The organism is Kitasatospora sp. NPDC096147 (assembly GCF_044763225.1).
Lineage (GTDB): Bacteria > Actinomycetota > Actinomycetes > Streptomycetales > Streptomycetaceae > Kitasatospora.
In genome coordinates this window covers 279,863-305,385 of record NZ_JBIWFX010000002.1, presented here as the reverse complement: position 1 = coordinate 305,385, position 25,523 = coordinate 279,863, and the positions used below count along the sequence as shown (strand labels likewise).

24 protein-coding genes are annotated in these 25,523 nt (G+C 73.9%); 7 read left to right on the top strand and 17 right to left on the bottom strand.

Translation table 11 applies throughout. From position 1 onward, the window contains the following. Positions 1–81 precede the first annotated feature (81 nt). The 3 genes from ACIRBX_RS06885 to ACIRBX_RS06875 form a co-directional block, all read right to left on the bottom strand. Entirely contained in the window at positions 82–282 is a 201-nt protein-coding gene (locus ACIRBX_RS06885) for a DUF5326 family protein (RefSeq protein WP_402294156.1), read from the bottom strand. 170 nt (positions 283–452) lie between these two features. Next, entirely contained in the window at positions 453–1,115 is a 663-nt protein-coding gene (gene tenA / locus ACIRBX_RS06880) for a thiaminase II (RefSeq protein WP_402294154.1), read from the bottom strand. A gap of 68 nt (positions 1,116–1,183) precedes the next feature. Next, positions 1,184–1,501 (bottom strand): cupin domain-containing protein, encoded by a 318-nt coding sequence (locus ACIRBX_RS06875; RefSeq protein WP_402294152.1) that lies wholly within the window; start codon positions 1,499–1,501, stop codon positions 1,184–1,186. 89 nt (positions 1,502–1,590) lie between these two features. Here ACIRBX_RS06875 and ACIRBX_RS06870 point away from each other — a divergent pair, with 89 nt between their 5' ends. Further along, complete coding sequence (locus tag ACIRBX_RS06870; RefSeq protein ID WP_402294150.1) at positions 1,591–1,968, top strand: phage holin family protein; 378 nt, start codon at positions 1,591–1,593, stop codon at positions 1,966–1,968. An 83-nt stretch (positions 1,969–2,051) separates the two neighbouring features. Here ACIRBX_RS06870 and ACIRBX_RS06865 read toward each other — a convergent pair whose 3' ends face one another. Further along, the gene (locus tag ACIRBX_RS06865) at positions 2,052–2,480 is read right to left on the bottom strand and encodes an SsgA family sporulation/cell division regulator (RefSeq protein ID WP_402294149.1); all 429 of its coding nucleotides are present in this window, start codon (positions 2,478–2,480) and stop codon (positions 2,052–2,054) included. Positions 2,481–2,659: 179 nt separating this feature from the next. Beyond that, on the bottom strand, positions 2,660–3,466 hold the full coding sequence (locus ACIRBX_RS06860; RefSeq protein WP_402294148.1) for an IclR family transcriptional regulator: 807 nt from the start codon (positions 3,464–3,466) through the stop codon (positions 2,660–2,662). A 343-nt stretch (positions 3,467–3,809) separates the two neighbouring features. Between ACIRBX_RS06860 and ACIRBX_RS06855 the strand changes: the two genes are divergently transcribed. Beyond that, positions 3,810–4,346 (top strand): NUDIX domain-containing protein, encoded by a 537-nt coding sequence (locus ACIRBX_RS06855; protein WP_402294146.1) that lies wholly within the window; start codon positions 3,810–3,812, stop codon positions 4,344–4,346. A 16-nt stretch (positions 4,347–4,362) separates the two neighbouring features. Here ACIRBX_RS06855 and ACIRBX_RS06850 read toward each other — a convergent pair whose 3' ends face one another. The 4 genes from ACIRBX_RS06850 to pdhA form a co-directional block, all read right to left on the bottom strand. Next, a complete protein-coding gene (locus ACIRBX_RS06850; RefSeq protein ID WP_402294144.1) occupies positions 4,363–6,000 on the bottom strand; it encodes a globin domain-containing protein in 1,638 nt (545 codons plus the stop codon). Between the two features lie 125 nt (positions 6,001–6,125). After that, entirely contained in the window at positions 6,126–7,421 is a 1,296-nt protein-coding gene (locus tag ACIRBX_RS06845) for a dihydrolipoamide acetyltransferase family protein (protein WP_402295258.1), read from the bottom strand. A gap of 7 nt (positions 7,422–7,428) precedes the next feature. Next, positions 7,429–8,433, bottom strand: coding sequence for an alpha-ketoacid dehydrogenase subunit beta (locus tag ACIRBX_RS06840; RefSeq protein ID WP_402294142.1), 1,005 nt, complete (start codon positions 8,431–8,433; stop codon positions 7,429–7,431). A gap of 2 nt (positions 8,434–8,435) precedes the next feature. Next, positions 8,436–9,569 (bottom strand): pyruvate dehydrogenase (acetyl-transferring) E1 component subunit alpha, encoded by a 1,134-nt coding sequence (pdhA, locus tag ACIRBX_RS06835; RefSeq protein WP_402294141.1) that lies wholly within the window; start codon positions 9,567–9,569, stop codon positions 8,436–8,438. A 187-nt stretch (positions 9,570–9,756) separates the two neighbouring features. On the opposite strand from pdhA, the gene ACIRBX_RS06830 reads away from it, so the two are divergent. Further along, positions 9,757–10,245 (top strand): Lrp/AsnC family transcriptional regulator, encoded by a 489-nt coding sequence (locus ACIRBX_RS06830; protein ID WP_402294140.1) that lies wholly within the window; start codon positions 9,757–9,759, stop codon positions 10,243–10,245. Positions 10,246–10,441: 196 nt separating this feature from the next. On the opposite strand, the gene ACIRBX_RS06825 is transcribed toward ACIRBX_RS06830, so the two are convergent. After that, positions 10,442–10,984: a DinB family protein gene (locus ACIRBX_RS06825; RefSeq protein WP_402294139.1), complete on the bottom strand. Its 543-nt coding sequence runs from the start codon at positions 10,982–10,984 to the stop codon at positions 10,442–10,444. Positions 10,985–11,106: 122 nt separating this feature from the next. Further along, entirely contained in the window at positions 11,107–11,688 is a 582-nt protein-coding gene (locus ACIRBX_RS06820) for a TetR/AcrR family transcriptional regulator (RefSeq protein ID WP_402294138.1), read from the bottom strand. A 108-nt stretch (positions 11,689–11,796) separates the two neighbouring features. Between ACIRBX_RS06820 and paaN the strand changes: the two genes are divergently transcribed. Next, positions 11,797–13,497, top strand: a complete 1,701-nt coding sequence (gene paaN, locus ACIRBX_RS06815; protein WP_402294137.1) for a phenylacetic acid degradation protein PaaN — start codon at positions 11,797–11,799, stop codon at positions 13,495–13,497. A gap of 90 nt (positions 13,498–13,587) precedes the next feature. Here the strand turns inward: paaN and ACIRBX_RS06810 are convergent, their stop codons facing one another. Continuing rightward, on the bottom strand, positions 13,588–14,817 hold the full coding sequence (locus ACIRBX_RS06810; RefSeq protein ID WP_402294136.1) for a glycosyltransferase: 1,230 nt from the start codon (positions 14,815–14,817) through the stop codon (positions 13,588–13,590). Between the two features lie 120 nt (positions 14,818–14,937). Between ACIRBX_RS06810 and ACIRBX_RS06805 the strand changes: the two genes are divergently transcribed. Continuing rightward, positions 14,938–16,410, top strand: a complete 1,473-nt coding sequence (locus ACIRBX_RS06805) for an FAD-dependent monooxygenase (RefSeq protein WP_402294135.1) — start codon at positions 14,938–14,940, stop codon at positions 16,408–16,410. 735 nt (positions 16,411–17,145) lie between these two features. On the opposite strand, the gene ACIRBX_RS06800 is transcribed toward ACIRBX_RS06805, so the two are convergent. Continuing rightward, complete coding sequence (locus ACIRBX_RS06800) at positions 17,146–17,865, bottom strand: TetR/AcrR family transcriptional regulator C-terminal domain-containing protein (RefSeq protein ID WP_402294134.1); 720 nt, start codon at positions 17,863–17,865, stop codon at positions 17,146–17,148. 128 nt (positions 17,866–17,993) lie between these two features. On the opposite strand from ACIRBX_RS06800, the gene ACIRBX_RS06795 reads away from it, so the two are divergent. Both ACIRBX_RS06795 and ACIRBX_RS06790 read left to right on the top strand, forming a co-directional pair. Beyond that, complete coding sequence (locus ACIRBX_RS06795) at positions 17,994–19,490, top strand: MFS transporter (protein WP_402294133.1); 1,497 nt, start codon at positions 17,994–17,996, stop codon at positions 19,488–19,490. A gap of 147 nt (positions 19,491–19,637) precedes the next feature. Next, a complete protein-coding gene (locus ACIRBX_RS06790; protein ID WP_402294132.1) occupies positions 19,638–20,939 on the top strand; it encodes a peptidoglycan-binding protein in 1,302 nt (433 codons plus the stop codon). A 14-nt stretch (positions 20,940–20,953) separates the two neighbouring features. On the opposite strand, the gene ACIRBX_RS06785 is transcribed toward ACIRBX_RS06790, so the two are convergent. The 4 genes from ACIRBX_RS06785 to ACIRBX_RS06770 are packed head-to-tail and all read right to left on the bottom strand — an operon-like array spanning position 20,954 to position 25,522. Then, positions 20,954–22,051: a CU044_5270 family protein gene (locus ACIRBX_RS06785; RefSeq protein WP_402294131.1), complete on the bottom strand. Its 1,098-nt coding sequence runs from the start codon at positions 22,049–22,051 to the stop codon at positions 20,954–20,956. Beyond that, on the bottom strand, positions 22,048–22,686 hold the full coding sequence (locus tag ACIRBX_RS06780) for an RNA polymerase sigma factor (protein ID WP_402294130.1): 639 nt from the start codon (positions 22,684–22,686) through the stop codon (positions 22,048–22,050). The genes ACIRBX_RS06785 and ACIRBX_RS06780 overlap by 4 nt, the downstream gene beginning before the upstream one ends. Before the next feature lie 53 nt (positions 22,687–22,739). Further along, positions 22,740–23,399, bottom strand: a complete 660-nt coding sequence (locus tag ACIRBX_RS06775; RefSeq protein WP_402294129.1) for a TrmH family RNA methyltransferase — start codon at positions 23,397–23,399, stop codon at positions 22,740–22,742. Beyond that, entirely contained in the window at positions 23,396–25,522 is a 2,127-nt protein-coding gene (locus ACIRBX_RS06770; protein WP_402294128.1) for an FUSC family protein, read from the bottom strand. The genes ACIRBX_RS06775 and ACIRBX_RS06770 overlap by 4 nt, the downstream gene beginning before the upstream one ends. Between the last annotated feature and the right edge of the window lies 1 nt (position 25,523).

The window sequence follows — 25,523 nt, the reverse complement described above, 5'->3', positions numbered from 1 at the left end:
CCCGCCGCCCGCCGAGAGGCGGACGCCGAACGGCCCGGCTCCCCGTGGCAGGGGGCCGGGCCGTTCGCGTTCGGGGTGCCGTCAGCTCCTGGCGGCCTTCTTGACCAGGATCACCACACCGGCCGCGACGCCGACCACGATCAGGGCCTTGAACAGGAAGGCGAGCAGCGAGGTCACCGCGCCGACGACGAACCAGATCAGGTTCCAGGCCAGGATGACCGCGATCACCGGGACGACGATGTTGCGCACCCACGAGGGCAGCGACTTCCAGAGCTCAGCCATGTCCGTTCCTTCTCTCCCCTCGGGCCGGTGACGGCTTCTCCGTCGCGTCCCGTTGCTTCGATACTTAGAACGTACCGGTCCGAAGCGCGCGTTCCGAGGGGGTACGGCCCGGAGAGAACCCGGAGATGCCCCCTAGGTCCGGGGCGGGCGACCCCCTACCCGGGGAGGGTTCAGACCGGCCAGGCCTCCCGGCGCCAGGCGGCGTCCCAGAACATCCACTCGTACCGCGAGGTGGTGACGAAGTGCTCCGTCACCCGGGCCCGCTCGGCCGGCGAGAGCTGCTCGCCCAGGCGGTCCGTCAGCTCCAGCACCCGGCGGACCACCGACTGGAAGGCCTCGTCGCCGTAGGTGGCGATCCACTTGGCGTAGAGCGGGTCGGGGGAGGAGGAGGCGAGCAGCTGCTCGCCGACCCGGGCGTAGATCCAGTAGCAGGGCAGCACCGCGCCGACCGCCTCGGCGAAGGAGCCGCCGTAGACGGTGGCCAGCAGGTAGCTGGTGTAGGCCCGGGTGGTCGGCAGCACCGGCTCGGCGGCGGCCTCGTCGGCCCGCTCGCCGAAGGCGGTCAGGAAGTCGGCGTGCATCTCCTGCTCGGCGGCGATGGCGCCGACCGCGTCGGCGGCGAAGGCCCGCACGCCCTCCTCGTCGGGGGCCTTGGCGGCGCAGACCGCCAGCGCCCGGGCGTAGTCCCGCAGGTAGTGCGAGTCCTGCACCACGAAGTGCCGGAAGGACTCGCGCGGCAGGGTGCCGTCGGTCAGGCCGGAGATGAACGGGTGGGCCAGGATCTCCGCGTGGATCGGCTCGATCGCCGACCAGAGGTCCTCGGTGAAGGTCATCGTCGCTGCTCCTGGGTGCTGGGTGGTCGGCCTGGGCCGACCCTACCCGGCGGCCCCGGAGGGCCGGTTCAGTCCTCCGGCGGGGAGAACACCACCAGCACCCGGAGCTCCTCGGTGACGTGGTGGAAGCGGTGCGGGGTGCCGGCCGGCACGTAGACCACGGTGCCCCGGCCGACGGTGGTGGTCTCGCCGCCTACGGTGAGCTCGGCCCGGCCGCTGATCACCTGGTAGAGCTCGTCCTGGTCGTGCACGCCCTGGGTGTCGGTCTCGCCCGGGGAGAGCGCGTAGAGGCCGGCCGACATGTGACGCTCCTTCAGGAAGCGCAGGTAGGCGCCGCCGCCCTCGGAGCGCTCGGCGTCGAGCCGGTCCAACCGGAAGACCTTCACGGGGTCACCCTCCTGTCGTGGTGGCCACATTGAACAACATGCGGGTGTGGAGCTTCCGCCCGGCCCGACGGCCTGCGACCCTCGTGGCCATGAAGAACTTCGTCATCAAGACGCTGATCAACGCGGTGGCCATCTGGGTGGCCGCCTGGATCGTGTCCGGCATCACCCTGTCCGGGGACGACTGGCAGAGCAAGACCATCACGGTGATCGCGGTCGCCCTGATCTTCGGGGTGGTGAACTTCCTGATCAAGCCGGTGGTGAAGCTGTTCTCGCTGCCGCTCTTCATCCTCACCCTCGGGCTGATCACCTTCGTGATCAACGCGCTGATGCTCTGGCTGACCTCCTGGGCCTCCGACAAGCTGGACCTGGACTTCCACGTGGAGGGCTTCTGGGCCGCCCTGCTCGGCTCGCTGATCATCAGCCTGGTCTCCTGGGGCCTCAACCTGGCCTTCGGCGACGACGACTGACCCGGGATCAGCCCGGATGGAACGACGAGAAGGTCCCACCGCCTGCCGCGCGGTGGGACCTTCGTCCGTGGTCGGCCGGGAGATCAGCCGAGGTTCTCGCAGCCCTTGGCCAGGATCGCGGCCAGTTGCTCGTCCAGCTCGCTGCCGGTCGGCTCCTCGCCCATCGGCACCAGCCGGTCGGTGCGGGCCAGGAAGGCGATCAGCGGCGGGGCCGAGGCGACCAGCCGGGCGTCGCCGTCCGGGGAGTGCAGCACCACGCACACCTCGGAGAGCTCCTCGCCGACGGGGTGGATGTGCACGTCCCCCTCGCCGGTCGGGCGGCTGATGCCGTCCAGCAACAGCTCGCGGGCGAAGAACCAGGTCACCGGGGCGTCGCCGGGCAGGTGGAAGGTGAAGCGGACCGCGAACGGGTCCGCCGGGTCGTAGTCGAGGTCGACCACGATGCGGAAGGAGAGCTCGTGCGAGACCACGAGGTTCATCACCACGTGGCCCTGGACCGTGCTGCTGTGCATGCGCCAGTACCTCTCGTTCCCGCCCGGGGCCGGCAGTTGAGGGGACCGCCGGGTCCGGGCCTGCGATTCGATGGAATGGTCCGCCGGGTCCTCCTCCGCACCATGGTGGTGCTTCGGGGACGAAGCGGACAAGACGCGCTTTTTCAAATGGTGAAACGGCTGACCCGACGGGCTCAGCGTCAGTGGACGAACGACGGGGACATCGCCCCCACCAGACAGCGGAGCCGCTCGGCCTTGCCGGCCAACTCCCCGGCCCGGGCGGCCGGGAGCGAGATGGCCATGGTCGCCACGGCCGAGCCCACGGTGATCGGGACGGCGGCGCAGACCGTGCCGAGAGCGTACTGCTGACGCTCCAGCACCGGCCTGCTCGGGACGGCGGCCGCCAGCCGACGCAGCAGCAGGGTGCGGTCGGTGACGGTGGACGGGGTGAGCTCGACCGGCGGGTGCCGGCTGAAGTGGTCCTGCCGGTCCTGCTCGCCGAGCTGGGAGAGCAGGCACTGCCCGACCGCGTGCGCGTTGGCGGTGACCCTGAAGTCGGCCCACTCGGCGACCGCCGGCCGGGCCGGAGCCTCGGCCACGTCCACCACCCGGACCTCGCCGTCCTCGTAGACGGCGTAGTAGACGGCGGTGTCCAGCTCCAGGCCGATCTGCTCCATCCGGCTGCGCAGGTCGGCCCGCTCGGCCTGCCGGCCGCCGCCCTGGCCGATGCCGTCCACCGAGGCCCCGTAGAAGAACCGGCCGTCGATCCGGCAGAGGTAGCCCTCGTGGGTGAGGGTGCGGAGCAGGTGGTACGCGGTGCCCAGCGGCAGGCCGCCGGCCCGGGCCAGTTGCTTGGCGGTGGCACCGTCCGTGTACCGGCCGACCGCCTCCAGCAGCCGCAGGGCCCGCTGGACGGAGGCGATCAGGGTCGGCTCCCGGGCGGTCCGGGCCGGCGAGTCCGCGCCCCGTATGCTCCGTGCGGCGTCCGCGATCTGATCGACTGTCATGCCCTGCCCCCTGCCCGGTTTCGGTGCAGTTGTGCCCGATTGGCGCTCATTGCAGCACAGGGCGCCCGGGCCTGCAATCATTCCGGCGAGCAATGTCGGCTTTTGACCTTCGAATCGAAGGCCCTTCCGGCGGAATGTGACTCTCCGGTAGAAGTATTTCCGGCACTCGCCTTGCGATCGAAGATCCAAATGGCCTGACTGCCCGGTGCGGCTCCGATGCACCCGGGCATGCCAAATCAACCGTTCGGCGGAACCGGTCCGTCCTGTTCGCCCATCCGTACGAGTTTCACCAACGGCCGGGGGCGGGAGACTCAGCCACAACGCTCCCGTCCCGGAGGTGGTCATGACCGGCCCCGTCCGTCCCGTGGTGAAGCGCACCGCGCGGGCGATCCTGCTGGAGCTGGACCCGGACGACCCGCACCGCCCGGCCTCGCTGGTGCTGATCAAGCGGACCAGGCCGGGCGCCCGCCCGTACTGGATCACCCCCGGCGGCGGGGTCGAGCCGACCGACCGCAGCGTGGTGGCGGCCCTGCACCGGGAGGTGGACGAGGAGCTCGGCGGCAAGGTGGAGTCGGTGGTGCCGGCGTTCGTGGACACCGTCGCGCACTCCCACCACGAGGACGGCTCACTCGCCCACCCGCACGGGGTGAAGGTGCAGCACTTCTTCGTCTGCCGGCTCACCGCCATGGACCCCTCCCGCCGTCACGGTCCCGAGGTGGACGAGCCCCGGGGCGAGTACGAGATCGTCCGGCTGCCCTTCACCCGGGAGGGCGTCACCTCGGTGAACGTCGTGCCGCCCAGCCTGCGCGCCTACCTGGCCGCCAACGTGGAGGGCGTCCGGGCCCTGCTGGCGCCCGACCTCGGCGCCCGGGAGGGCTGAGCCGGCGCCGGCCACCTCACTCGCCCTCGGTCAGGTCGTGGAACACCCGGCCCGGTGCCACCCCGGCCCGGGCCAGCGCCCGGGTGCCCCGGCGGACCATCGCCGCCGGGCCGCTCAGGTAGCCGTCCCGGCCGGCCCAGCTGCCGTACCGGGAGACCGCGTCCGGCAGCTCCCCGGCCAGCAGGCCGACGGCCGGCTCGTCCGAGACCACCGGATGCACCGTCAGCCACGGGTGCCGGGCGGCCAGCCCGCGCAGCCGGTCCAGCTCGTACAGCGCGTCCTGCCGGCGGGCGCCGTAGAACACGTCCACCGAGCGCCCGCCCGCCCCGTGCTCGGCCAGCTCCTCCACCAGCGCGGTGACCGGGGCGATCCCGGTGCCGCCGCCCAGGCAGACCAGATCGGCCGCCCGCTCGTGGTCCAGCACCATCGACCCGGCCGCCGGGCCGAGCCGCAGCACGTCCCCCGGGCCGGCCCGGTGCACCAGCGCGTTGCTCACCCAGCCCGCCTGCACCGCCTTCACGTGCAGGGTCAGCAGCCCGTCCGGCCGGGGCGCGGTGGCGAACGAGAACGGCCGCCAGACCCGGGGCCACCAGGGCGTCTCCAGCGTGGTGTACTGCCCGGCCCGGTACGGGTACGCCTGGTCCGGACGGAGCGTCAGCACCGCCACGTCCGGGGTGCGCAGCTCGTGGCCGACCACCTCCGCCTGCCACCACGGCGGTGAGGTCCGGGCCGCCTCCTCGGCCGCCTCGGACATCACGGCGGCGATCAGCCCGTAGACCCGGCGCCAGGCCAGCTCGGTCTCCGCGTCCCACTTCGGGCCGGCGTACCGGGCCAGTGCCGCCACCAGGCACTCGCCGACCGGGGCGTAGTGCCCGGTCAGCGTGCCGTACTTGCGGTGGCCCCGGCCGAGCGCGGTGAGGTAGGCGGTCAGCCCCGGCAGGTCGTCCGCGCTCCGGGCTGCCATCAGCAGGGAGCGGAACAGCCGGTCCCGCTGGACGTCCATGGCGGCCGGGAAGAGCGCCCGGACCTCGGGGTGGTGCAGGAAGATCAGCGCGTAGAAGTGTGCGGTGGCCCGGTCGGCCAGCGGCTCCACCACGGTCAGGCTGGCCCGGATCAGCTCGATGTCCCGGGCGGTCGGCGGCTCCGCCGCCCCGGCCGGCGGCTCGGCGGCGGGTGCCGGCGGCACCGCGCCCAGGGTGTCCATCGCCCAGGCCCGGCTCCAGTGGTCGCCCGGCCCGGCCCAGTTGAGGCCCGGCGCCTGCGGGAACAGCGGCTGCAGCTGGGCGGTCTGGACGGCGGGCTGGACGGTGGCCGGCACCGCCGGCGGGTGCGCGGGCTTCGGCGGGATCACCAGGGCGGCCGGGGCTGCGGGGGCGGTCGGGGCGACGGGGGCAGCCGGGGCTGCGGGCGGCTCCGGCCGGACCTCGACCACCGGCCGTACCGGCTCCACCCGCACCGCGGGCTCCGGCCCGGTCGGGACGGCGGCCACCGACTCTGGTGCCACCCGGGCCGGCTCCACCGGCGGCTCCGCCACCCCTGCGGGTGGCTCGGGGTCCGTCTCCGACATGCCCGGTACGGCGGCCACCGCGACCGAGCCGCGCCCCGCCCGGACCCTCAACGGGGCTGTCTTCACCGCGATTTGACGAGTGCCCAAGAGAATCGTTTCGCTTCCGGTCGTGCCAGTTGCTGAGGCTCAGCAGCGTGGCACGACCGTGAAGCTCATCCGACAAATCCTCGGAAGCCCGGACAGCGGCCCCCGGAGGCGCTAACCTGCCGCGCTCACAGCTGCCGCAGCAGCGTCCCCGGCTGCTCCACGCAGTCCGCGACGAACCGCAGGAAGCCGCCCGCCGTACCGCCGTCGCAGACCCGGTGGTCGAAGGTGAAGGACAGCTGGGTGACCTGACGGACCGCCAACTCCCCTTGGTGGACCCAGGGTTTGGGCGTGATCCGGCCGACGCCGAGCATCGCCGCCTCCGGGTGGTTGAGGATCGGCGTCGATCCGTCCACCCCGAAGACCCCGTAGTTGTTGAGCGTGAAGGTGCCCCCGGTCAGCTCCGCCGGGGTCAGCCGGCCCTCCCGGGCGGCCTCGGTCAGCCGTGCGAGCTCCGAACCGAGGTGCTCAGTACCGAGCGCGTGCGCGTCCTTCACCACCGGCACCACCAGGCCGCGCCCGCTCTGCGCGGCGAAGCCCAGGTGCACCACCGAGTGCCGGACGATGCCCGTCCCGTCCGGCGTCACGCTGGAGTTGAGCTCCGGGAAGCGGGCCAGCGCGGCGGTGCAGATCCGGGCCAGCAGGGCCAGCACGCTGATCTTCGGCCCGGCCGCCCGGTTCAGGTCGGCCCGCAGCTCCATCAGGGCGGTCGCGTCGGCGTCCACCCAGCAGGTCGCGGCCGGGATCTCGCGGTGACTGCGGGTCAGCTTCTCGGCCACCGCCTTGCGCAGCCCGCGCAGCGGGACCACGCCCTCGGCCACCGGCGCCGCCACCGGGGCGGGCACGCTCAACACCCGCTCCACGTCCCGGCGCAGGATCAGCCCGTCCGGACCGGAGCCGGCCACCGTCCGCAGGTCCAGGTCGTGCTCCCGGGCCATCCGCCGCACCAGCGGCGAGATCACCGCCACCACGGCCGACACCGCCGGAGCCACCTCGACGGCAACCGGAACCGGGGCCGGAACGGGAGCCGCAGCCGGAGCCGGAGCCGGGGTCGGGGCCGTGCGGCCGGCCCCGACCCGGGCCCGCCGGGCACCCGCCGGGCGCTCGGCCACCCCGTAGCCGACCAACGGCCGCTCCACCGGCGGGTCCTGGTCCGCCAGCGGCTGCGGTCCCTCACCCGGGGCCACCGCGACCGTCACCAGCGGGGAGCCGACCGGGATCTCCTCCCCCTCGGCCCCGAACCTCGCCGTCACCACCCCGCCGTACGGGCAGGGCACCTCGACCACCGCCTTGGCGGTCTCCACCTCCACCACCGGCTGGTCCACGGCGATCACCTCGCCGACCTCCACCAGCCAGCGGACCACCTCGGCCCCGGTCAGCCCCTCGCCCAGGTCGGGCAGGGTGAACTCGCGCACCACCGGCATCATCTGGTCAGTCCTCCCACTGGAGGCGGGCCACCGCGTCCAGGATCCGGTCCACCCCGGGCAGGTGGTGGTGCTCCAGCATCGGCGGCGGGTACGGGATGTCGAAGCCGGTGACCCGGAGCACCGGAGCGGCCAGGTGGTGGAAGCACTTCTCGGTCAGCCGGGCGGCGATCTCCGCGCCCGCCCCGCCGAAGCCGCTCGCCTCGTGCACCACCACGGCCCGGCCCAGCGAGCGGACCACCTGACAGGCCGTCGCCTCGTCGAACGGCACCAGCGAGCGCAGGTCCAGCACCGCCAGGTCCCAGCCCTCGGCCTTCGCCGCCTCGGCCGCCTCCAGGCAGACCGGCAGCGAGGGCCCGTAGGTGACCAGCACCGCCGAGCTGCCCGGGCGGCGCAGCACGGCCCGGCCGATCGGCTCGACCGGCGCCTCGACGTCCAGCCGGTCCTTGCCCCAGTACAGCCGCTTGGGCTCCAGGAAGACCACCGGATCGTCCGAGGCGATGGCCTCGCGGAGCAGCCCGTAGGAGTCCTGGACGGTGGCCGGGGTGACCACGTGCAGGCCGGCGGTGTGGGCGTAGTACGCCTCGGAGGAGTCGCTGTGGTGCTCGACCCCGCCGATGCCGCCGCCGTACGGGATCCGGATGGTGATCGGCAGCGGGAGCTTCCCGGCGGTGCGGTTGCGCATCTTGGCGACGTGCGAGAACAACTGCTCCATCGCCGGGTAGGCGAAGGCGTCGAACTGCATCTCGACCACCGGGCGCAGCCCGTACATCGCCATGCCGACGGCGGTGCCCAGGATGCCGGCCTCGGCCAGCGGGGTGTCCAGGCAGCGGTCCGGGCCGAACTCGGCGGTCAGGCCGTCGGTGATCCGGAAGACCCCGCCGAGCTGCCCGACGTCCTCGCCCAGCACGTGCACCGTCGGGTCCTCGCGCAGGGCGTCCCGGAGCGCGGTGTTCAGCGCCTGGGCCATGGTGCGGGTCTGCGGGGCGGTGGCGGTGGCGGTGGTGCTCATCCTCAGTGCTCCTCGGCGGCCAGCTCGGCGGCCAACTGCTCGGCCTGCTCCCGCAGTTGCTGGGTGGGCTCGGCGTAGACGTGGGCGAACAGCGACATCGGGTCGAGCACCGCGTCGGCGTGGAACTCGCTGCGCATCCGGGCCGCCAGTGCCTCGGCGGCCTCGGTGGCCCCCTGGCTCAGCCCGTCCTCCAGCAGTCCGAGGGCGCGGAGCTGACGCTCCATCAGCAGGATCGGGTCGTGGTCCCGCCAGGCGGCGATCTCCTCCTCCTGCCGGTACCGGGTGGCGTCGTCGGCGTTGGTGTGCGCCTCGATCCGGTAGGTGACCGCCTCGACCAGGGTCGGGCCGCCGCCGGAGCGGGCCCGCTCGACCGCCTCGGTGAGCACGGTGTGCATGGCCAGCGCGTCGTTGCCGTCCACCAGCCGGCCGGGCAGGCCGTAGCCGACGGCCTTGTGGGCCAGGGTCGGCGCGGCGGACTGCCGGGTGAGCGGGACGGAGATGGCGTAGCCGTTGTTCTGCACCAGGAAGACCACCGGGGCGTTCAGCACGGCGGCGAAGTTCAGCGCCTCGTGGAAGTCGCCCTCGCTGGTGCCGCCGTCGCCGAGCATGGCCAGCGCCACGGTGTCGTCGCCGCGCAGCCGGGCCGCGTGGGCCAGGCCGACCGCGTGCGGGGCCTGGGTGGCGAGCGGGGTGGAGAGCGGTGCGGTGCGGGTGGCCCGGGGGTCGTAGCCGGTGTGCGCGTTGCCGCGCAGCAGGGTGAGCGCCTCCAGCGGGTCCACCCCCCGGCTGACCACGGCCAGGGTGTCCCGGTAACTGGGGAAGAGCCAGTCGTCCTGACGGAGCGCCAGCGCGGCGGCCACCTGGCAGGCCTCCTGCCCGGTCGAGGCCGGGTAGACCGCGAGCCGGCCCTGCTTGGTCAGCGTGGTGGCCTGCTGGTTGTAGCGGCGGCCCGCGACCAGCCGGCGGTAGAGCTCGGTGAGCAGCAGCGGCTCGGCCTTCTCGGCGGCCGGGGTGCCGAGCATCCGGTAGGGCTCGTGGTCCGGCAGCAGCGGGGCCGGGTCGGTCCGCGGGCCGGAGGCGTCGGGGCGCCAGCCGGGCACGTCGCCGGCGAGGTGTCGGTGGTCGAGAACGGTCATCTCGGGCACCTCCAGAGGGTGGGGGCGGGGGTGCGGGGCAGGGTGATGCCGGTGGTGCACGAGGGATGGCAGGGCTGGTCGCCGGGGCGCCTCCTCCCTACCGATTGTTCGGTTGTCTGTTCAATCTGGCCACAGCTGTGCCGTAGTGGTGGACAATCGGCCCGAACAGCGGTCTTCTGATGACAGCATGTCCACAGCGGGAGGGTCGGGGGCCGTGTCCACTGAACAGACGTCCAGGCTCGATCAGATCGACCGGTCCATCGTCCGGCTGCTCCAGCAGGACGGCCGGGCCTCGATACGCTCGGTCGCCGAGCGGGTGCACGTCTCCCGGGCGAACGCCTACGCACGGATCGCCCGGATGGTCGAGGACGGCATCATCCGGGGCTTCACCGCCCGGATCGACCACGAGCGGGCCGGGCAGGGCGCCTCCGCCTACATCACGCTGAAGATCGTGCAGAACTCCTGGCGGACCGTCCGGGAGCAGCTGCTGGCCCTGCCCGGGGTGGCCCACATCGCGCTGGTCGGCGGCGAGTTCGACGTGCTGCTGCTGGTGCACACCGCCGACAACCAGGCCCTGCGGGAGCTGGTCCTCGGCCGGATCCAGAACATCCCGCAGGTCCTGGCCACCCAGACCCTGCTGGTCTTCGAGGAGACCGACCAGGTGCCGCCGGTCTAGGGACGTGGGGGTCACCCCCGGGCGGTGGTCACACCCGGAGCGGCGGTCACACCTGGAGCGCGGGGAACTGCACGCGCGGGAACGGCAGCACGTGCAACCGGCTCACGCGCCCCGATCCCACGCTGCTCCGCCCTCCGGACTCGCGCAGTTCCCCGCGCCCCCGGGCCGCCGCCCTGGCGCGCGTGAGCACCGTTCGTCAGTAGCCGGTGGTGCCGTCCAGCCGCTCGCGGAGCAGGTCGGCGTGCCCGTTGTGGCGGGCGTACTCGGCCAGCATGTGGATCAGGATCCGGCGCAGTGCGATCGGCCGTCCGGAGGCCCGGTGGGTGCCGGTGTCGTCCAGCGAGCCGGCCTCGGCGACGATCCGGCGGGACTCGGCGACCTCGGTGCGCCAGGCCTCGACGGCCTCGGCCACGCTGCCGTCCAGGTGCTCGAAGTCCTGGTCCGGGTCTTCGTCGGAGTAGTACAGGAGCGGGAGCTCCTCGCCCGCGAACTGGATCCGGAACCACCAGCGCTCCACCCCGGTGAGGTGGCGCAGCAGGCCGTGCAGGCTGAGCCCGGAGGGCTCGACGGCGAGGGTGGAGAGCTCGGCGTCGGCCAGGCCGGCGCACTTCAGCAGGAAGGTCTCCCGGTGCCAGTCCAGGAAGGCGGTGAGCAGCTCGCGCTCGGAGCCGGTGAGCGGCAGCGGCTCGCGCGGGTCGTCGGCGAGCGGCGGGGAGAGGTGTGCGGGCATCTCGGTCATCCCGGCAGCCTCCCACCGCCCACCGTCAGCCGCCCGGGCAGGCGCGCGGACGGGCGTGCGGACGGGCGTGCGGGCGGGCACGATTCGGGCGCGGACGGGCGTGCGGGCGGACGCGCGGACGGTCAGGCGCGCAGCCCGTCGAAGGCCAGGTGCACGACGGCCTCGGCCACCCCGTCGGTGTGCTTGCCGCCGGGGCGGTACCACTCCACGATCGAGTTGATCATCCCGAACAGCAGCCGGGTGGCCAGCCGGGGCTCCAGGTCCGAGCGCAGCTCCCCGGCGGCCACCGCCTCGCGGACCAGCTCGGCCACCTGGTGGTCGAAGTCGCGCCGCCGCTCCAGCGCCCACTGCTCGGTCGCGGTGTTCCCCCGCACCCTCAACAGCAGCGTGACGTACGGGAGTTCGGCGACCAGCACCTCGGCGGTGCGGCGCACCACGTGCTCCAGCCGGTCCACCGGGCGGCCGGTCAGCGCCTCCGGCTCGGCCAGGATGCCGAACAGCGCGTCCAGCGCGCGGCCGACGGCGAGCTTCAGCAGCTCCTCCTTGCCGCGCACGTGGTGGTAGATCGAGGACTTGGAGATCCCGGCGGCCCGGGACAGGTCCTCCATCGAGGTCCCGTCGTACCCGCGCTCGTTGAAGACCCCGACCGTGACGGCGAGCAGCGTGTCGACGGTGTAGGCGGTGCGGGTGGAGTTCTCGGCCATGTGAACGAGTATCACCCGTGCGCCCCCGGGTCACTCCACCGCCCCATTGACCCGACCGATCGTTCGGTTAACCTGAGGGGTGACCAGACAGCCCAGAAGGAGCGCGTCATGACCGCAGCGGCCAGCCACCCCGTCGTCGCCGAGCTGATCGAACGTCACCAGGCCACCCTGACCAGCGCGCTGGAGGCCACCCGGTCGCGCGACTACTGGTCGCCGTACCCGGAGTTCGCCAAGGCCTACGGCGAGACCGGGCAGGCCGACGGGCAGGCCGCCTTCGAGGCCCTGCTCGGCTCCCCGCTGACCCTGGAGGGCCAGCCCGGCGACGGCTCCACGGTGGGCGGCGAGACCTCGCCGTACGGCATCGAGCTGCGCGTCGAGTACCCGAGGGCGGACGCCGACGCGCTGATCACCGCGATGCAGGCGGCCCGGCCGGCCTGGGCGGCGGCCGGGCCGGCGGCCCGGGCGGCGGTCAGCCTGGAGATCCTGGCCCGGATCAACGCGCGCTCGCACGAGTTCGCCCACGCGGTGATGCACACGACCGGCCAGGCCTACGGGATGGCCTTCCAGGCCGGCGGCCCGCACGCGCAGGACCGGGGCCTGGAGGCGGTGGCCTACGCCTACGCCGAGCAGACCCGGCTGCCCGAGCAGGCCCAGTGGACCAAGCCGCAGGGCAAGCGGGACCCGCTCTCGATGGTCAAGGACTTCGTGCCGGTGCCGCGCGGCCTGGCGCTGCTGATCGGCTGCAACACCTTCCCGACCTGGAACGGCTACCCCGGCCTGTTCGCCTCGCTGGCCACCGGGAACCCGGTGCTGGTCAAGCCGCACCCCCGGGCCACCCTGCCGCTGGCGCTCACCGTGCAGGTCGCCCGCGAGGTACTGGCCGAGGCCGGCTTCGACCCCAACCTGGTCACCCTGGCCGCCGAGCACGAGGGCGGCACGCTGGCCGCCACCCTGGCGGTCCGGCCGGAGATCCGGATCATCGACTACACCGGCTCCACCGGCTTCGGCGACTGGCTGGAGGAGAACGCCAGGCAGGCCCTGGTGTACACCGAGAAGGCCGGTCTCAACTCGGTGGTCGTCGAGTCCACCGACAACTACCGGGGCATGCTGGCCAACCTCGCCTTCGCGCTCTCGCTCTACAGCGGCCAGATGTGCACCACCCCGCAGAACGTGCTGATCCCGCGCACCGGCGTGCGCACCGACGAGGGCGGCAAGTCCTACGACGAGGTGGCCGCCGACCTGGCCCACGCGATCGAGAAGCTGCTCGGCGACGACGCCCGGGCCGCCGCGATCCTCGGCGCCGTGGTCAACCCCGCCGTGCTCGGCCGCAGCGTCAAGGCGGCAGGCGGCGAGTACGGCGAACTCGCTCTGGCGCCCCGGGTGGTGACCTCCGAGGAGTTCCCCGGCGCGACCATCCGCACCCCCGCGCTGGTCAAGGTGGACGCCGACAAGCCGGACGACCAGGCCGCCTTCACCGGCGAGTGCTTCGGCCCGGTCTCCTTCCTGGTCGCGGTGGAGTCCGCCGGGGCGGCGGTGGAGCTGCTCGCCCGCACCGTGCGCGAGCAGGGCGCGATGACCGCCTCCGCGTACACCGTGGACAGCGAGGTGGAGGCCGCCCTGGTCGCCGCCGCGCTGGACTCCGGCGTCTCGCTCTCGCTCAACCTCACCGGCGGCGTCTTCCCGAACCAGACCGCCGCCTTCTCCGACCTGCACGGCACCGGGGCCAACCCGGCCGCCAACGCCGCGTACTGCGACGGCGCCTTCGTCGCCTCGCGCTTCCGCACGGTCGAGGTCCGGCGGCACTCCTGATCCGTCCGCCGGTCCGGGGCCCTGCACGGCACCGGACCGGCGGCCCGGCGGGCCGTCGGTTCCGGTAGCCGTGGCGGGCCGTCAGTTCCGTCAGCTGCGGCGGGGGTTGAACACCCAGAACCGCAGCAGCACGAAGCGCGCCACGGTGGCCAGCGCGTTGCCTCCGACCAGGGCGGCCAGCTCGGCCCGGGGCGAGGCACCGGCCGGCAGCAGCGCGACCGCACCGCTGCTCAGCGCCAGCCCGGCCAGGAAGGCGATGCCGCCCTCCAGCTGATGGCGCAGCGCGTCCTGACGGCCCGTCACGCCGAAGGTGAAGCGCCGGTTCAACGCGGTGTTGCCGATCGCGGTGACGGCCAGGGCCAGGGCGTTCGCCCAGAGTGCCGGGGCGAGCTGCCGGGCCGTCAGGTAGAGCAGCAGGTAGGCCAGGGTGCACAGGGTGCCGACCAGCGCGAAGCCCACCGCCTGCCGGAGTGCTCCAGGGCGCACCGACGGGCCGGGCCTCGGCCGGACCGGCAGCCCGGCCGGCCGGGCGGCACCGCCCAGCGAACCCCGGGCCACCCGGGCCATCCCGCGCAGGTCGTCCAGCGCGGTGCGGACGACGTCCACCCGGCTGTCCGGATCGTCCACCCAGTCCACCGGGACCTCGTGGATCCGCAGCCCGGACCGCTCGGCCAGCAGCAGGAGCTCGGTGTCGAAGAACCACTCCTCGTCCGCCACCGACCCGAGCAGCTCCCGCACCACCTCGGTGCGGGCCGCCTTGAAGCCGCACTGGGCGTCGGAGAAGCCGGCCGCCATGGTGCTCCGGAGCAGCGCGTTGTAGGTCCGCGAGACGAACTCCCGCTTGGCGCCGCGCACCACGGCCGAGCCCCGGTGCAGCCGACTGCCGATCGCCAGCTCGCTGTGGCCGGAGAGCAGCGGTGCGACCAGCGGGAGGAACGCCTCCAGACCGGTCGAGAGGTCGACGTCCATGTAGGCCACCACCTCGGCCTCGCTGCTCCCCCACACCTGCCGCAGGGCCCGGCCCCGGCCCTTCAGGTCCAGGTGCACCGCACGCACCCCCGGCAGCTCGGCGGCCAGCGCGGTGGCCACCCGCCAGGTGGAGTCGGTGCTGGCGTTGTCGGCCACGGTGATCAGGAACGGGTAGGGGAAGGTCTCCGCCAGGTAGGCGTGCAGCGTGCGGACGCACTTCTCCACCGTGTGCTGCTCGTTGTAGACCGGGACGACCACCTCTACCAGCTCGGTCCGGATCGGGGCGGTGGGTGCGGGTTCACGTTCGGGCTCGGCCACGGCGGTCGTACCGCGAACTGCGGACTCAGTCATGTCAGTGACGTTCACAGGGACTGATGGGGCCGCGATGATGGAAGGCTGAGAGGAAGCTTAGAAGGCCCGGACGTGCTGCCGGGTCTGCTCGAACGCTGGTCCGATCAACGGGAGATGGGCATGTCCGAGAAGCAGCAGGCATCCGATGTGGTGGTCGTCGGCGCGGGCCCGACCGGGCTCCTGCTGGCCGGTGACCTGGCCGCCGCCGGGCTGCGGGTGACGGTGCTGGAGAAGCGGACCACCGAGTCCAACCTGACCAGGGCCTTCGCCGTGCACGCCCGCACCCTGGAGCAGTTGGACGCCCGGGGCCTGGCCGACGAGCTGATCGCCACCGGCACCGCGCTGGACCACCTGCGGCTGTTCGGCGGTCTGGAGGCCCGGCTGGACCAGCTGCCGACCCGCTTCCCGTTCGTCCTGATCACCCCGCAGTACAACGTCGAACGCCTGCTCCAGGAACGGGCCGTGAAGGCCGGCGCGGTGATCGTCCGGGGCGCCGAGCTCGCCACCCTGCGGCAGGACGGCCGCCAGGTGGAGCTGGAGACCAGGGACGGCGCCACGTACACCGCCGCCTACGCGGTCGGTACCGACGGCGTCCGCTCCACCGTCCGCGACCTGCTCGGCATCCCGTTCCCCGGCCAGTCGGTGGTCAGCTCGGTGCTGCTGGCCGACGTCCGAGTGGAGCGCCCGCCGGCCGGCACCCTGGCGGTCGCCGCCGGGGAGCACGGCTTCGCCTTCCTGGTGCCGTTCGGCGACGGCTGGCACCGGGTGATCGCCTGGGACCGCAACCACCAGCTCCCGGACGACGCGCCGGTGGAGCTCGACGAGATCGCCGCCATCGCCCGGGACGCCTTCGGCGAGGACCACGGCCTGCACGACGCCCGCTGGCTCTCCCGCTTCCACAGCGACGAGCGGCAGGTCCCCAACTACCGCTCCGGCCGCGTCTTCCTGGCCGGCGACGCCGCCCACTGCCACTCGCCGGCCGGCGGGATGGGCATGAACACCGGCCTCCAGGACGCGGCCAACCTCGGCTGGAAGCTGGTCGGGGCGGTGAAGGGCTGGGCACCCGACGCCCTGCTCGACAGCTACCAGACCGAACGCTGGCCGGTCGGCCGGGCCGCCGTGCTCAGCTCCGGCGCCCTGGTCCGGGTCGCCCTCGGCGGGTCCGCCCCGGCACGGCTGCTGCGCGGCGCGGTCGGCGCCCTCGGCGACCGGCTCGGGGCGGTCGGCTCGGCCGGGGTCAAGCGGATCTCCGGCATCGGCATCGACTACCCCGCCCCCGGCGGCAGCCACCACCTGACGGGCCGCCGGCTCCCCGACCTCCGCCTCGCCGTCGACACCCCCGGCACACCGGCCCGGCTGTACGAGGCGCTGCGCGGCGGGCGGGCCGTGCTGATCTCCAACGACGACCTCAGCACGGTGCTCGAACCCTGGGCCGACCGGGCGGTGGCCGCCGCCCCCGCCTCCACCCACGGCAAGCTCCGGGACACCGTCCTGCTGGTCCGCCCAGACGGCCACGCCGCGTGGGCGGCGGTCGACCCCAGCCGCGCCGAGATCCGCCGCGCCCTCACCGAGTTGCTGGGCCCGGAGGACTGACGGCCCGTCGCAGAGCGCGGCGGCACAGGGGCGCGAGGAAGCGCGCTGCGCGGCGGGGACCATGCAGTGTGCCAGGGGCGCATAGGAAGCTCGCTACGCGGCGGGGACCACGCAGTGACCCAAGGGGCGCGGGGAACTGCGCGCAGCGGAAGAAGCAGACCGCCTGCCGGGAACGGACACTCACCTGCAAGTGACCCTCCGCACCCGACACTTGAGCCACCACCTTCCGCCCCGCGCAGTTCCCCGCGCCCCTGACCGCCCTCCGGGCGGCGCAAGGGCGAGCCGAGGGCGGGCCGGGCGCAGAGGAAGCGCGCTACGCGATGGGGACCATGCAGCGACCCAGGGGCGCGGGGAACTGCGCGCAGCGGAAGAAGCAGGCCGCCTGCCGGGGACGGACACCCACTTGCAAGTGACCCTCCGCACCCGGCACTTGAGCCACCGCCTCCCGCCCCGCGCAGTTCCTCGCGCCCCTGACCGCCCTCCGGGCGGCCCAAGGGGGGCCGGACGCAGAGGAAGCGCACTACGCGGCGAGGACCATGCAGCGACCCAAGGGGCGCGAGGAACTGCGCGCAGCGGAAGAAGCAGGCCGCCTGCCGGGAACGGACACCCAGCTGCAAGTGACCCTCCGTTCCCGGCACCTGAGTTACCGTCTCCCGCCTCGCGCAGTTCCTCGCGCCCCTGACCGCCCTCCGGGCGGGCCGAGGGCGGGCCGAGGGCGGGCCGAGGGCGGCTTGGTTACGGGTGGGTGAGGCGGCGTTCGAGGCCGTCGAGGACGACGTCGAGGCCGTAGGTGAACTTCTCCTCGCGGACGGCGACCGGGTCGGGGGCGACGGTGCCGTAGGCGGCGGTCAGGTAGGCGTGGTCGGCGGCGGCAGCCGCTGCTGCGGGCATCCGGTTGGCGACGAACTCGGCCTCGGTCTCGCCCGAGCGGGCGATGGTCGCCAGCCAGGCGGCCTCGGTGGTGGACATGCCGATGACGTAGGCGAAGACCACGTCGATGGCCCGTGAGGGCTCCTCGAAGCCGACCCCGGTGACCAGGGCGGCGAGCCGCTCCGAATAGTCCATCAGGTTCGGCCCCAGGTAGGCCAGACCGGCCTGGCCGAGCTGCGAGGCCAGCCACGGGTGGCGGAGCGCGGCGGCCCGGAACGACCGCGCGGCGGCCGTCACGTCGGCCCGCCAGTCGGCGCCGCCGGGCGGCGGCACCGACATCTCGGCCGCCACCTCGTCCACCGCGAGCTCCATCAGCTCGTCCTTGGTGGCCACGTGCCGGTAGAGCGAGGCGGCGCCGGCGTTCAGTGCGGCGGCCAGCTTGCGCATGCTGAGCGCCTCCGCGCCCTCCGCGTCCAGCATGGCGATCGCCTCCCGGACGATCCCGGCCCGGTTCAGCCCTGGCTGGTCGGGCTCGCGCTTCTCCCGGGCCCAGACCGATGCGACGGGTGCGCTCTTGGCCGGCATGCGTCCTCCTGATCGGTGCGTACGACGTTCGCCCCAGCGTACACAGCTCGCATCTTGCGAACGACGTACGCACATGCGTACAGTGTTCCCATCGAAGGAACGGTGTACGCACCCGAGGGGGACAACCGATGGAAGCCCGCAATCCGCACCGCTGGTGGATTCTGGTGGTGCTCTGCCTGAGCACGCTGGTGCTGGTGATCGACAGCATGGCGCTGACCGTGGCGGTACCGGCCATGACCGCCGACATCGGGGCGAGCGCCCAGGACATCCAGTGGATCCTGGACTCCTACGTGCTGGTCTTCGCCGGCCTGCTGCTCACCTCGGGGAGCCTGGGCGACCGCTTCGGCCGCCGGAAGGTGATGATCATCGGGCTGCTGCTGTTCGGCCTGGCCTCGCTGGCCGCCACGGTCTGCACCAACCCCGGCGAGGTGATCGCGGCCCGGGTCGCGATGGGCGTCGGCGGCGCGCTGATCATGCCGTCCACCCTCTCCATCCTGATCACCGTCTTCGCCGAGGACGAGCGCGGCAGGGCGATGGCGGCCTGGGGTTCGGTCTCGATGCTCGGCCTGGTCGGCAGCCCGGTGCTGGGCGGCTTCCTGATCGACCACTTCTCCTGGCACACCATCTTCTTCGTGAACGTGCCGGTGGTGGCCGTGGCGATCACCGCCGCGCTGCTGCTGATGCCGGAGTCCCGGGGGCCGTGGCGCAGGCCCGACCCGATCGGCGCGGTGCTCTCGGCGGTCGGCATGACGGCACTGATCTGGTGGATCATCGAGATCCCGCAGCACGGCGCGTTCGACGGCCGGGGCCTGGTGACCCTGCTGGTCGCGGCCGGTGCGCTGATCGGCTTCGTGGCCTGGGAGAACGTCCACCCGGAGCCGATGGTCCCGCTGGCCCTGTTCAAGCAGCGCAACTTCAGCGGCGGCTCACTCTCCCTGACGCTGGTTCAGATCGGCAACGGCGGCCTGCTGCTGGTGCTCACCCAGTACCTGCAGTTCGTGCTGGGCTACTCGGCGGTCGAGGCCGGGCTGGCCTTCCTGCCGCTGGCGGTCACCGCCCTGATCGGCAACGGTGCGGGCGCCGGGCTGGCCGCGAAGACCGGCAACCGTCCGCTGGTGGTGACCGGCCTGCTGGTGATGGCGGGCTCGTTCCTGCTCTTCACCACCGTGGACGCGGACAGCGGCTTCACCGTCCCGGCGGTGGCGCTCGGCCTGCTCGGCCTCGGCGCCGGGCTGGCGATGCCGGCCGCGATCGCCGCCCTGATGGGCACCATCCCCGAGGAGCAGGCCGGGGTCGGCTCCGCGCTGAACGACACCATCCAGCAGGCCGGCACCGCGCTCGGCATCGCCATCCTCGGCTCGCTGCTGACCAGCCGCTTCACCGCCGAGATGCCGGCCGGGTCCTCGGACCTGGCGAAGAGCTCGATCTCCGGTGCGCTGGCGGTGGCCGGCGGGGACGGCGGCCTGGCCCGGACCGCCCGGGAGGCGTTCACCACCGCGATGTCCACCACCCTCACCATCAGCGCGGTCGGCGTGCTGGCCGCCGCCCTGCTGGCCGCCGTGGTGATGCGGGACGGGAAGCGGGGCGCCGGGGCGCCGGTCGCCGAGGCGGAGCTCGCCGCCTGATCAGGACCCCCTCGCCGGAGGCCGGCCCCACTCCGGGGCCGGCCTCCGGCGTTTCTGAGGATATTCACAGGTTTTCAGGTGATATGTCCGCATCTGACGGTGGAACACATCCCCTCCGTGACACCCCAGGAGAGGAAGGCTCCGACCGTGCTGATCGAGTTCACCGAGATAGAACCGGACCGGGACTGCGGCTGCGGAGGCTGCTCGGCCCGCCGGCTGGCCCGGCTGCACGCCGCCCCGGTCGCCGAGGGCGGCCACCGCTCGGCGCACGGCGCCCGGCGGGCCGCGCTGCTGGTCGCGGCGGTCGGCTCCGTGCTCGGCGGCGGCGTCGCCACCGCCGCACCCGCTCCGGCCCCCGCACCGGCCGGCACCGAGGCCGGCTCCACCCCGCAGGGCGAGGTCGCCCCGCTGCGCGGTGCGGCGGCGGAGACCCGGAGCATGCGCGCGGTCCGCACCACCACCCGGGCCGAGATCATGGCCCGGGCGCAGCGCTGGATCGACCAGCAGGTGCCGTACAGCATGAGCAGCTACTGGTCGGACGGGTACCGGCAGGACTGCTCCGGCTTCGTCTCGATGGCCTGGGGACTGGGGAGCAGCCAGACCACCTGGACCCTGCCCGACCACGCCACCCGAATAGCCCGTACCGAGCTCCAGCCGGGCGACATCCTGGTGTACAACAACGCGGCCGACCCGGCGGGCGGCTCGCACACCGTCATCTTCGGCGGCTGGGCCGACGCGGCCCGCTCCAAGTACCTGGCCTACGAGCAGACCAGGCCGGCCACCCGCAAGCGCACCACCCCGTACGCGTACTGGAACAACGCCGCCTCCTACGTGGCCTACCGGTACGAGGGGCTGGACGGCCCGGCCCCGGCACCCGAGCCGGACGCCTTCCCGGGCACGGCGAAGTTCGGCCCCGGCCAGCGGAACGAGTACGTGAAGCGGCTCGGCGAGCTGCTGGTGCAGCGCGGCGGTGCCCGGTTCTACGCCGAGGGCCCCGACCCGAGCTGGGGCGAGGCCGACCGGCGGGCCACCGAGGCGTTCCAACTCGCCCAGGGCTGGCGCGGTTCGGAGGCCGACGGCTACCCCGGCAAGGCCACCTGGGACCTGCTGGTGCAGCACCGGGGCAAGGACATCCCGCCGGCCGTCAACCAGCCCGCCCCGCCGCAGCCGCCGACCCCCGCCCCGGCACCGGATCCCGGACCGGCCGCCGCCCCGCCCTACCCGGGCGCCAGCAGCTTCGGGCCCGGGCAGTCCAACGAGTCCGTGAAGCTGCTCGGCGAGCAGCTCGTCCGGAAGGGCTTCGGCCGGCACTACACCGAGGGCCCGGGCCCCGAGTGGGGCGAGGCGGACCGGCTGAACGTCGCCGACTTCCAGCGGGCCCAGGGCTGGAGCGGCAGCGAGGCGGACGGCTACCCGGGGCCGCACACCTGGCGGCTGCTGTTCGGCTGACGGGCCGTCACCGCTCAGCCGGCCCGGCCGGGAGCGGGCCGTTGCTTCTTGGCGTCGACCACGGCCCGCTCCATCACCGCGGTGCGTTCGACCACCGTGCCCGCCCCGACCTCGGCGGTCGGCACCACCTGGACGCCCCGGCTGCCCAGGTAGCTGAAGTCGGTGCGGTCGAAGACCAGCTCCAGGCGCACACCGGTCTTCGCGTCCTGCCGGGCCAGCGCGAGGCCGCTGCGACCGGCCGCGTCCCGGGAGTCCTGCAGGACCACCACGCCGGGGATCTTCGCGGCGGCCTGGTAGAGCGCGGCGGCGACCGGGGCCGGCACCAGCTGTGCGTTGACGATCCCGCGGAGCGCCTCGAACGCCTGCTGGTCGCGGTCCCGGGGGCTGCTGACGGCCGGGTAGAGCTGCGGCAGCAGCGCGTCCGGGTCGGCCGGCTGGGCCTTGAGCCAGTCGTAGGAGCGGTCCACCGGCCGGTCCGGGCCCGAGTCGTCCGCAGGCTTGTGGTGCGGATTGGAGCGGCCGAGACCGATGCCCCCGGGGTTCAGGTAGCCGGGCTCGTCGAGCCAGCCGTCGAGTCCGTCGACGGACTGCCAGACCTCGCGCCGGTGCAGCGGCTGCACCCAGGTCCGGCTCTCGTTCCTGGCGAAGTCGACCGACGAGGACAGGAAGGAGACCTCGCTCTTGACGTAGACGTACTGGCCCGGCCCGGGCACCGGCACCTGCCGGGCACCCGCGGCGGCCGAGAGCTGACGGACCGTCGAGGCCAGCTGGAGGGCGCTGCCCGGCTCGACCGGCACCACCTGGGCCGCCACGGCGGCCGGGGCCGACGGGGCCGGAGCACCGGGGCCGACGGCTCCACCGGGCACTCCACCGACCGCGAGGACGGCGGCGAGCGCGGCGGCGGCCACCGGGGCGCCGATCAGCAGGGCCCGGCGGGCCGGGCGCCGCACCGGGGCGGGGGCCGGGGCGGAAGCTTGGATCTCGTTCAACAGGTGCTCCTCGAACAGCAGTTGACGGTCGATCGGCATCCCGGAGGCGGACGGGGCCGGCAGCAGCCGGGCGAGCTCCGCGTGGTCCAGGGGTTCGGTCCGCTTGCGGGACTCGCGGTTCATCCGTACGTCTCCTCGTGCGACTCGTACGACCGGGCCGCAGGAGTGCGGCCGCCCTGTTGTTGTCCGGACCGCCGGAGCGGTTCCCGGTTCTTCCGCAGTTCCTTCTCGGCGAGCGCGCGCAGCCGGGTGCGGGCCCGGGAGAGCCGCGAGCGGACGGTGCCGACCGGCACCCCGAGCGCGGTAGCGGCCTCGGCGTAGCCGAGCCCGGACCACACGCAGAGCGTGAAGACCTCCCGCTCGGTGCGCCGCAGCTGCTTCAACGCCCGCTGGGCGGCGGCGAGTTGGTCGGCGTCGGCGAGCCGGCCGACCAGCTCGTCGGAGAAGTCCGGCACCGTGTCGCGGACCGGCAGCCGGCCGAGCGCGGCCTGGTGCCGGCGGGCCGCCCGGCGGGTGTTGCGCAGCACGTTGACGGCGATGCCCATCAGCCAGGGGCGCGGGCCGGCCGAATGGTCGAGTAGCCGCTCGCGCAGCCGCCACGCCTCCAGGAAGGTCAGCGAGACGACCTCCTCGGCGAGGTCCCGGTCACCGCTCACCCGGACGGCGTGCCGGTGCACCAGCGAGGCGTGCTCGCGGAAGAGCTCCCGGAACGCCTCGGGGTCCCCCGCGCGGATGCGTTCGTGCGATCTGTTGTCCACGAGGTGCCTTGTCCGGCGCGCGGCCGGAGTTCCGGTGACCCCGGTCACACCGGTCAGGCGTGCTGCCGGATCCAGGTGTGCATGGCGATCGCGGCGGCGGCGCCCGCGTTGATCGAGCGGGTGGAGCCGTACTGGGCGATCGAGCAGACCGCCGTGGCGTGCTCCCACGCCTCCGGGGTCAGGCCTGGACCCTCCTGGCCGAACAGCAGCACGCAGCGCTCGGGCAGTTCGAAGGTCTCGATCGGCACGGCGCCCGGCAGGTTGTCGATCCCGATCACCGCCAGGCCCTGCTCGGCCGCGTAGGCGGCCAGGGTGGCCACCGAGTCGTGGTGGCGGACGTGCTGGTACCGGTCGGTGACCATGGCGCCGCGCCGGTTCCACCGGCGGCGGCCGACGATGTGCACCTCGCCGGCCAGGAAGGCGTTGGCGGTGCGTACCACCGAGCCGATGTTGAAGTCGTGCTGCCAGTTCTCCACCGCGACGTGGAAGCCGTGCCGCCGGGTGTCCAGGTCGGCGACGATCGCCTCCCGGGTCCAGTACCGGTACCGGTCGGTGACGTTGCGCCGGTCGCCGTGGGCGAGCAGCTCCGGGTCGTACTGCGGCCCGGCCGGCCAGGGCTCCGGGTGCGGGCCGACCCCGATCTCCCGGTCGTCGGCGGCGGTGAAGGCGTCGTCGTACTGCTCGCCCGTGTGCGGGCTACCCGTGCTGCTCACGCCCCCGAGGGTACGCGGCGGGCCTTGGTCGCCTTCTCCAGGTCGGTGAGGGCGGCCAGCACCATCCGGCTGCCGGCCCGGGCCACCTCGATCCGGTGGGACGGCGGCAGCGCCGCCAGCTCGGCGTCCCAGCGGCGGTGCAGGGCCCGCAGGGCGGCGAACTCCACCTGGTCACCCACCAGCAGTGCCCCGGCCGCGATCGCGGTGGCGTCCCGCAGCTCCTCGGCGAACTCGACCGCCCCCGGCAGCGGATCGGCCTCGGCGGGCGGCAGGTGAGCCTCCATCAGGACCGTGCTGCGGCCCAGCATGCCGACCGCCGCCCGGGCCTTGTCGATCTGCTTCCGGGTCAGCTCGGGCAGCTGGCCCTCGTGCCGGACCGGCTCGGCGTCGGCCCGGTCGATCGCCTGGAGCAGCTCGGACCGGGCCTCCCGGGAGTCCAGCAGGGCGGAGCGGACGTCCTCGCCGCCCCGGCCGGGCTCGCCGAAGACGGTCAGCACCGAGGCCCCGTACCGGCCGGCCGCCGCCAGCCACTCGGCCAGCCGCTCGGCCAGCCGGGCGGTCTGCCAGGTCGGGAAGAGCGCGTAGGCGAGCAGGGCGATGCCCCCGCCGATCAGGGTGAGCAGGATCCGGTCGGTGGCGGTGCGCACCGGGTCCCCCGGCTGGAGGCCGAGCAGGAAGACCACGTAGGAGGAGACGCAGGCGGTCATCACCGCGTAGCCCGTACGGAGCGTCAGGTAGGCGCCGCCCATGAAGGCCACCGCCAGGGCGGCGGAGAGCCACTGCCCGGGGTGGAACAGCTGCACCACGGCGGTGGAGACGGCCACCCCCACCACGGTGCCGGCCAGCCGGGCCACGCCCCGGCTGTAGGTCTGGGCGAAGTCCGGCCGCATCACCATCGCGGCGGTCAGCGGGGCCCAGTACCCGTGGTGCAGGTCGAGCACCTTGGCGGCCAGGTAGGAGAGGGTGACCACCCCGGAGAGCCGCACCGCGTGCTGGAACACGGCGGAGTGCGGGCGGAGTTGGCGCCGGACCGCGAGCAGGACGGACGGGGCCAGCCGGAAGAGCGGGGGGCGGCGCAGGCCGGGGCCGGCCACCGGGCTGGAGACGGTCTCCTTGTCCTCCCGGTCCAGGGTGTCCACCGCCCTGCGCAGCAGCGAGGTGAGCCGCCGCGCGGAGCGGCGGGCCGCCCCGGTGAGCACCGCGTGCTCCGGATCGGCGGTGTCCGGGTCACGGGCCGTCAGGGTGAGCGCCGGGGAGGACTTGGGGGAGCGGTACGGCTCCCCGGTCCGGACCGCCCGGGCCAGCGCGTCCATGGTCTCGGCGGCGGCGGCCAGCAGCTCCAGCGCCCGGTCCCGCTCCGGGCCCTCGGCGGCGGCGCCCACCTTCGGGTCGGCCAGCGCGGCCAGGGTGGGTCGGATGCGCTCGGCGACGCCGCGCAGCCCGCGCAGCTCGGGCGGGCGGTGCCGGGCCTGCCAGGGCGTCAGGGTGGCGGCGTGCCGGGCGGTGATGAACGGCGCCGGGTCCACGTGCGCCACCGGGTCCTGGCGCAGCCGCCGGGCGTAGTGGGCGAGTTCGGCGTAGGCGTCGGCCAGCGCCTCCCGCTGGGCCCGCCAGGAGTCGATCGGCCAGAGCGTCACCACCAGGGCCTGGCTCGCCCCGCCGAGCGCACAGAGCGCCCCGTGGCCCAGCGCGGTCGGGACGCTGACGGGCAGTTGGACCACCACCAGCATCACCGAGACGGTGGTCGCGGCCACCACCCCGGCGCTCGGCCCGATCGACCAGGCCATCCCGGCGCCGAAGGCCCAGAGCGCCAGCAGCACCGGGAAGGCACCGGGGATGCCGACCGCCAGGTAGCCCAGGAAGGTGCTGACGCCCAGTCCGATCCCGGCCGCCACGGCCAGCGAGACCCGGGGTCGGAAGCTGCGCTGGAAGGTGGCGGTGCCGGCGATGAAGGCGCCCATCGCGGCCGAGGTGGCCGGGCCCGGCCCGGCCAGTGCCAGGGTCGGGAAGACCACCAGTGCGGCGGCCACCGCGCCGCGCAGCGCCCGGCGCGGACTGCTGAGGCTCCGGTCCACCTTCAGCCCGGCACGCACGCTGTCGCGCAGGGCCGCAAACCAGGACATA

Coding starts and splice junctions, on each gene's coding strand:
- ACIRBX_RS06825 (WP_402294139.1), bottom strand. CDS start 10,984: ATGACCGAGATGCCCGCACACCTCTCCCCGCCGCTCGCCGACGACCCG.
- ACIRBX_RS06795 (WP_402294133.1), top strand. CDS start 17,994: ATGGAAGCCCGCAATCCGCACCGCTGGTGGATTCTGGTGGTGCTCTGC.
- ACIRBX_RS06770 (WP_402294128.1), bottom strand. CDS start 25,522: ATGTCCTGGTTTGCGGCCCTGCGCGACAGCGTGCGTGCCGGGCTGAAG.
- ACIRBX_RS06785 (WP_402294131.1), bottom strand. CDS start 22,051: ATGAACCGCGAGTCCCGCAAGCGGACCGAACCCCTGGACCACGCGGAG.
- ACIRBX_RS06860 (WP_402294148.1), bottom strand. CDS start 3,466: ATGACAGTCGATCAGATCGCGGACGCCGCACGGAGCATACGGGGCGCG.
- ACIRBX_RS06800 (WP_402294134.1), bottom strand. CDS start 17,865: ATGCCGGCCAAGAGCGCACCCGTCGCATCGGTCTGGGCCCGGGAGAAG.
- ACIRBX_RS06845 (WP_402295258.1), bottom strand. CDS start 7,421: ATGCCGGTGGTGCGCGAGTTCACCCTGCCCGACCTGGGCGAGGGGCTG.
- ACIRBX_RS06865 (WP_402294149.1), bottom strand. CDS start 2,480: ATGCACAGCAGCACGGTCCAGGGCCACGTGGTGATGAACCTCGTGGTC.
- paaN (WP_402294137.1), top strand. CDS start 11,797: ATGACCGCAGCGGCCAGCCACCCCGTCGTCGCCGAGCTGATCGAACGT.
- ACIRBX_RS06805 (WP_402294135.1), top strand. CDS start 14,938: ATGTCCGAGAAGCAGCAGGCATCCGATGTGGTGGTCGTCGGCGCGGGC.
- ACIRBX_RS06855 (WP_402294146.1), top strand. CDS start 3,810: ATGACCGGCCCCGTCCGTCCCGTGGTGAAGCGCACCGCGCGGGCGATC.
- ACIRBX_RS06885 (WP_402294156.1), bottom strand. CDS start 282: ATGGCTGAGCTCTGGAAGTCGCTGCCCTCGTGGGTGCGCAACATCGTC.
- ACIRBX_RS06840 (WP_402294142.1), bottom strand. CDS start 8,433: ATGAGCACCACCGCCACCGCCACCGCCCCGCAGACCCGCACCATGGCC.
- pdhA (WP_402294141.1), bottom strand. CDS start 9,569: ATGACCGTTCTCGACCACCGACACCTCGCCGGCGACGTGCCCGGCTGG.
- ACIRBX_RS06830 (WP_402294140.1), top strand. CDS start 9,757: ATGTCCACAGCGGGAGGGTCGGGGGCCGTGTCCACTGAACAGACGTCC.
- ACIRBX_RS06820 (WP_402294138.1), bottom strand. CDS start 11,688: ATGGCCGAGAACTCCACCCGCACCGCCTACACCGTCGACACGCTGCTC.
- ACIRBX_RS06810 (WP_402294136.1), bottom strand. CDS start 14,817: ATGACTGAGTCCGCAGTTCGCGGTACGACCGCCGTGGCCGAGCCCGAA.
- ACIRBX_RS06870 (WP_402294150.1), top strand. CDS start 1,591: ATGAAGAACTTCGTCATCAAGACGCTGATCAACGCGGTGGCCATCTGG.
- tenA (WP_402294154.1), bottom strand. CDS start 1,115: ATGACCTTCACCGAGGACCTCTGGTCGGCGATCGAGCCGATCCACGCG.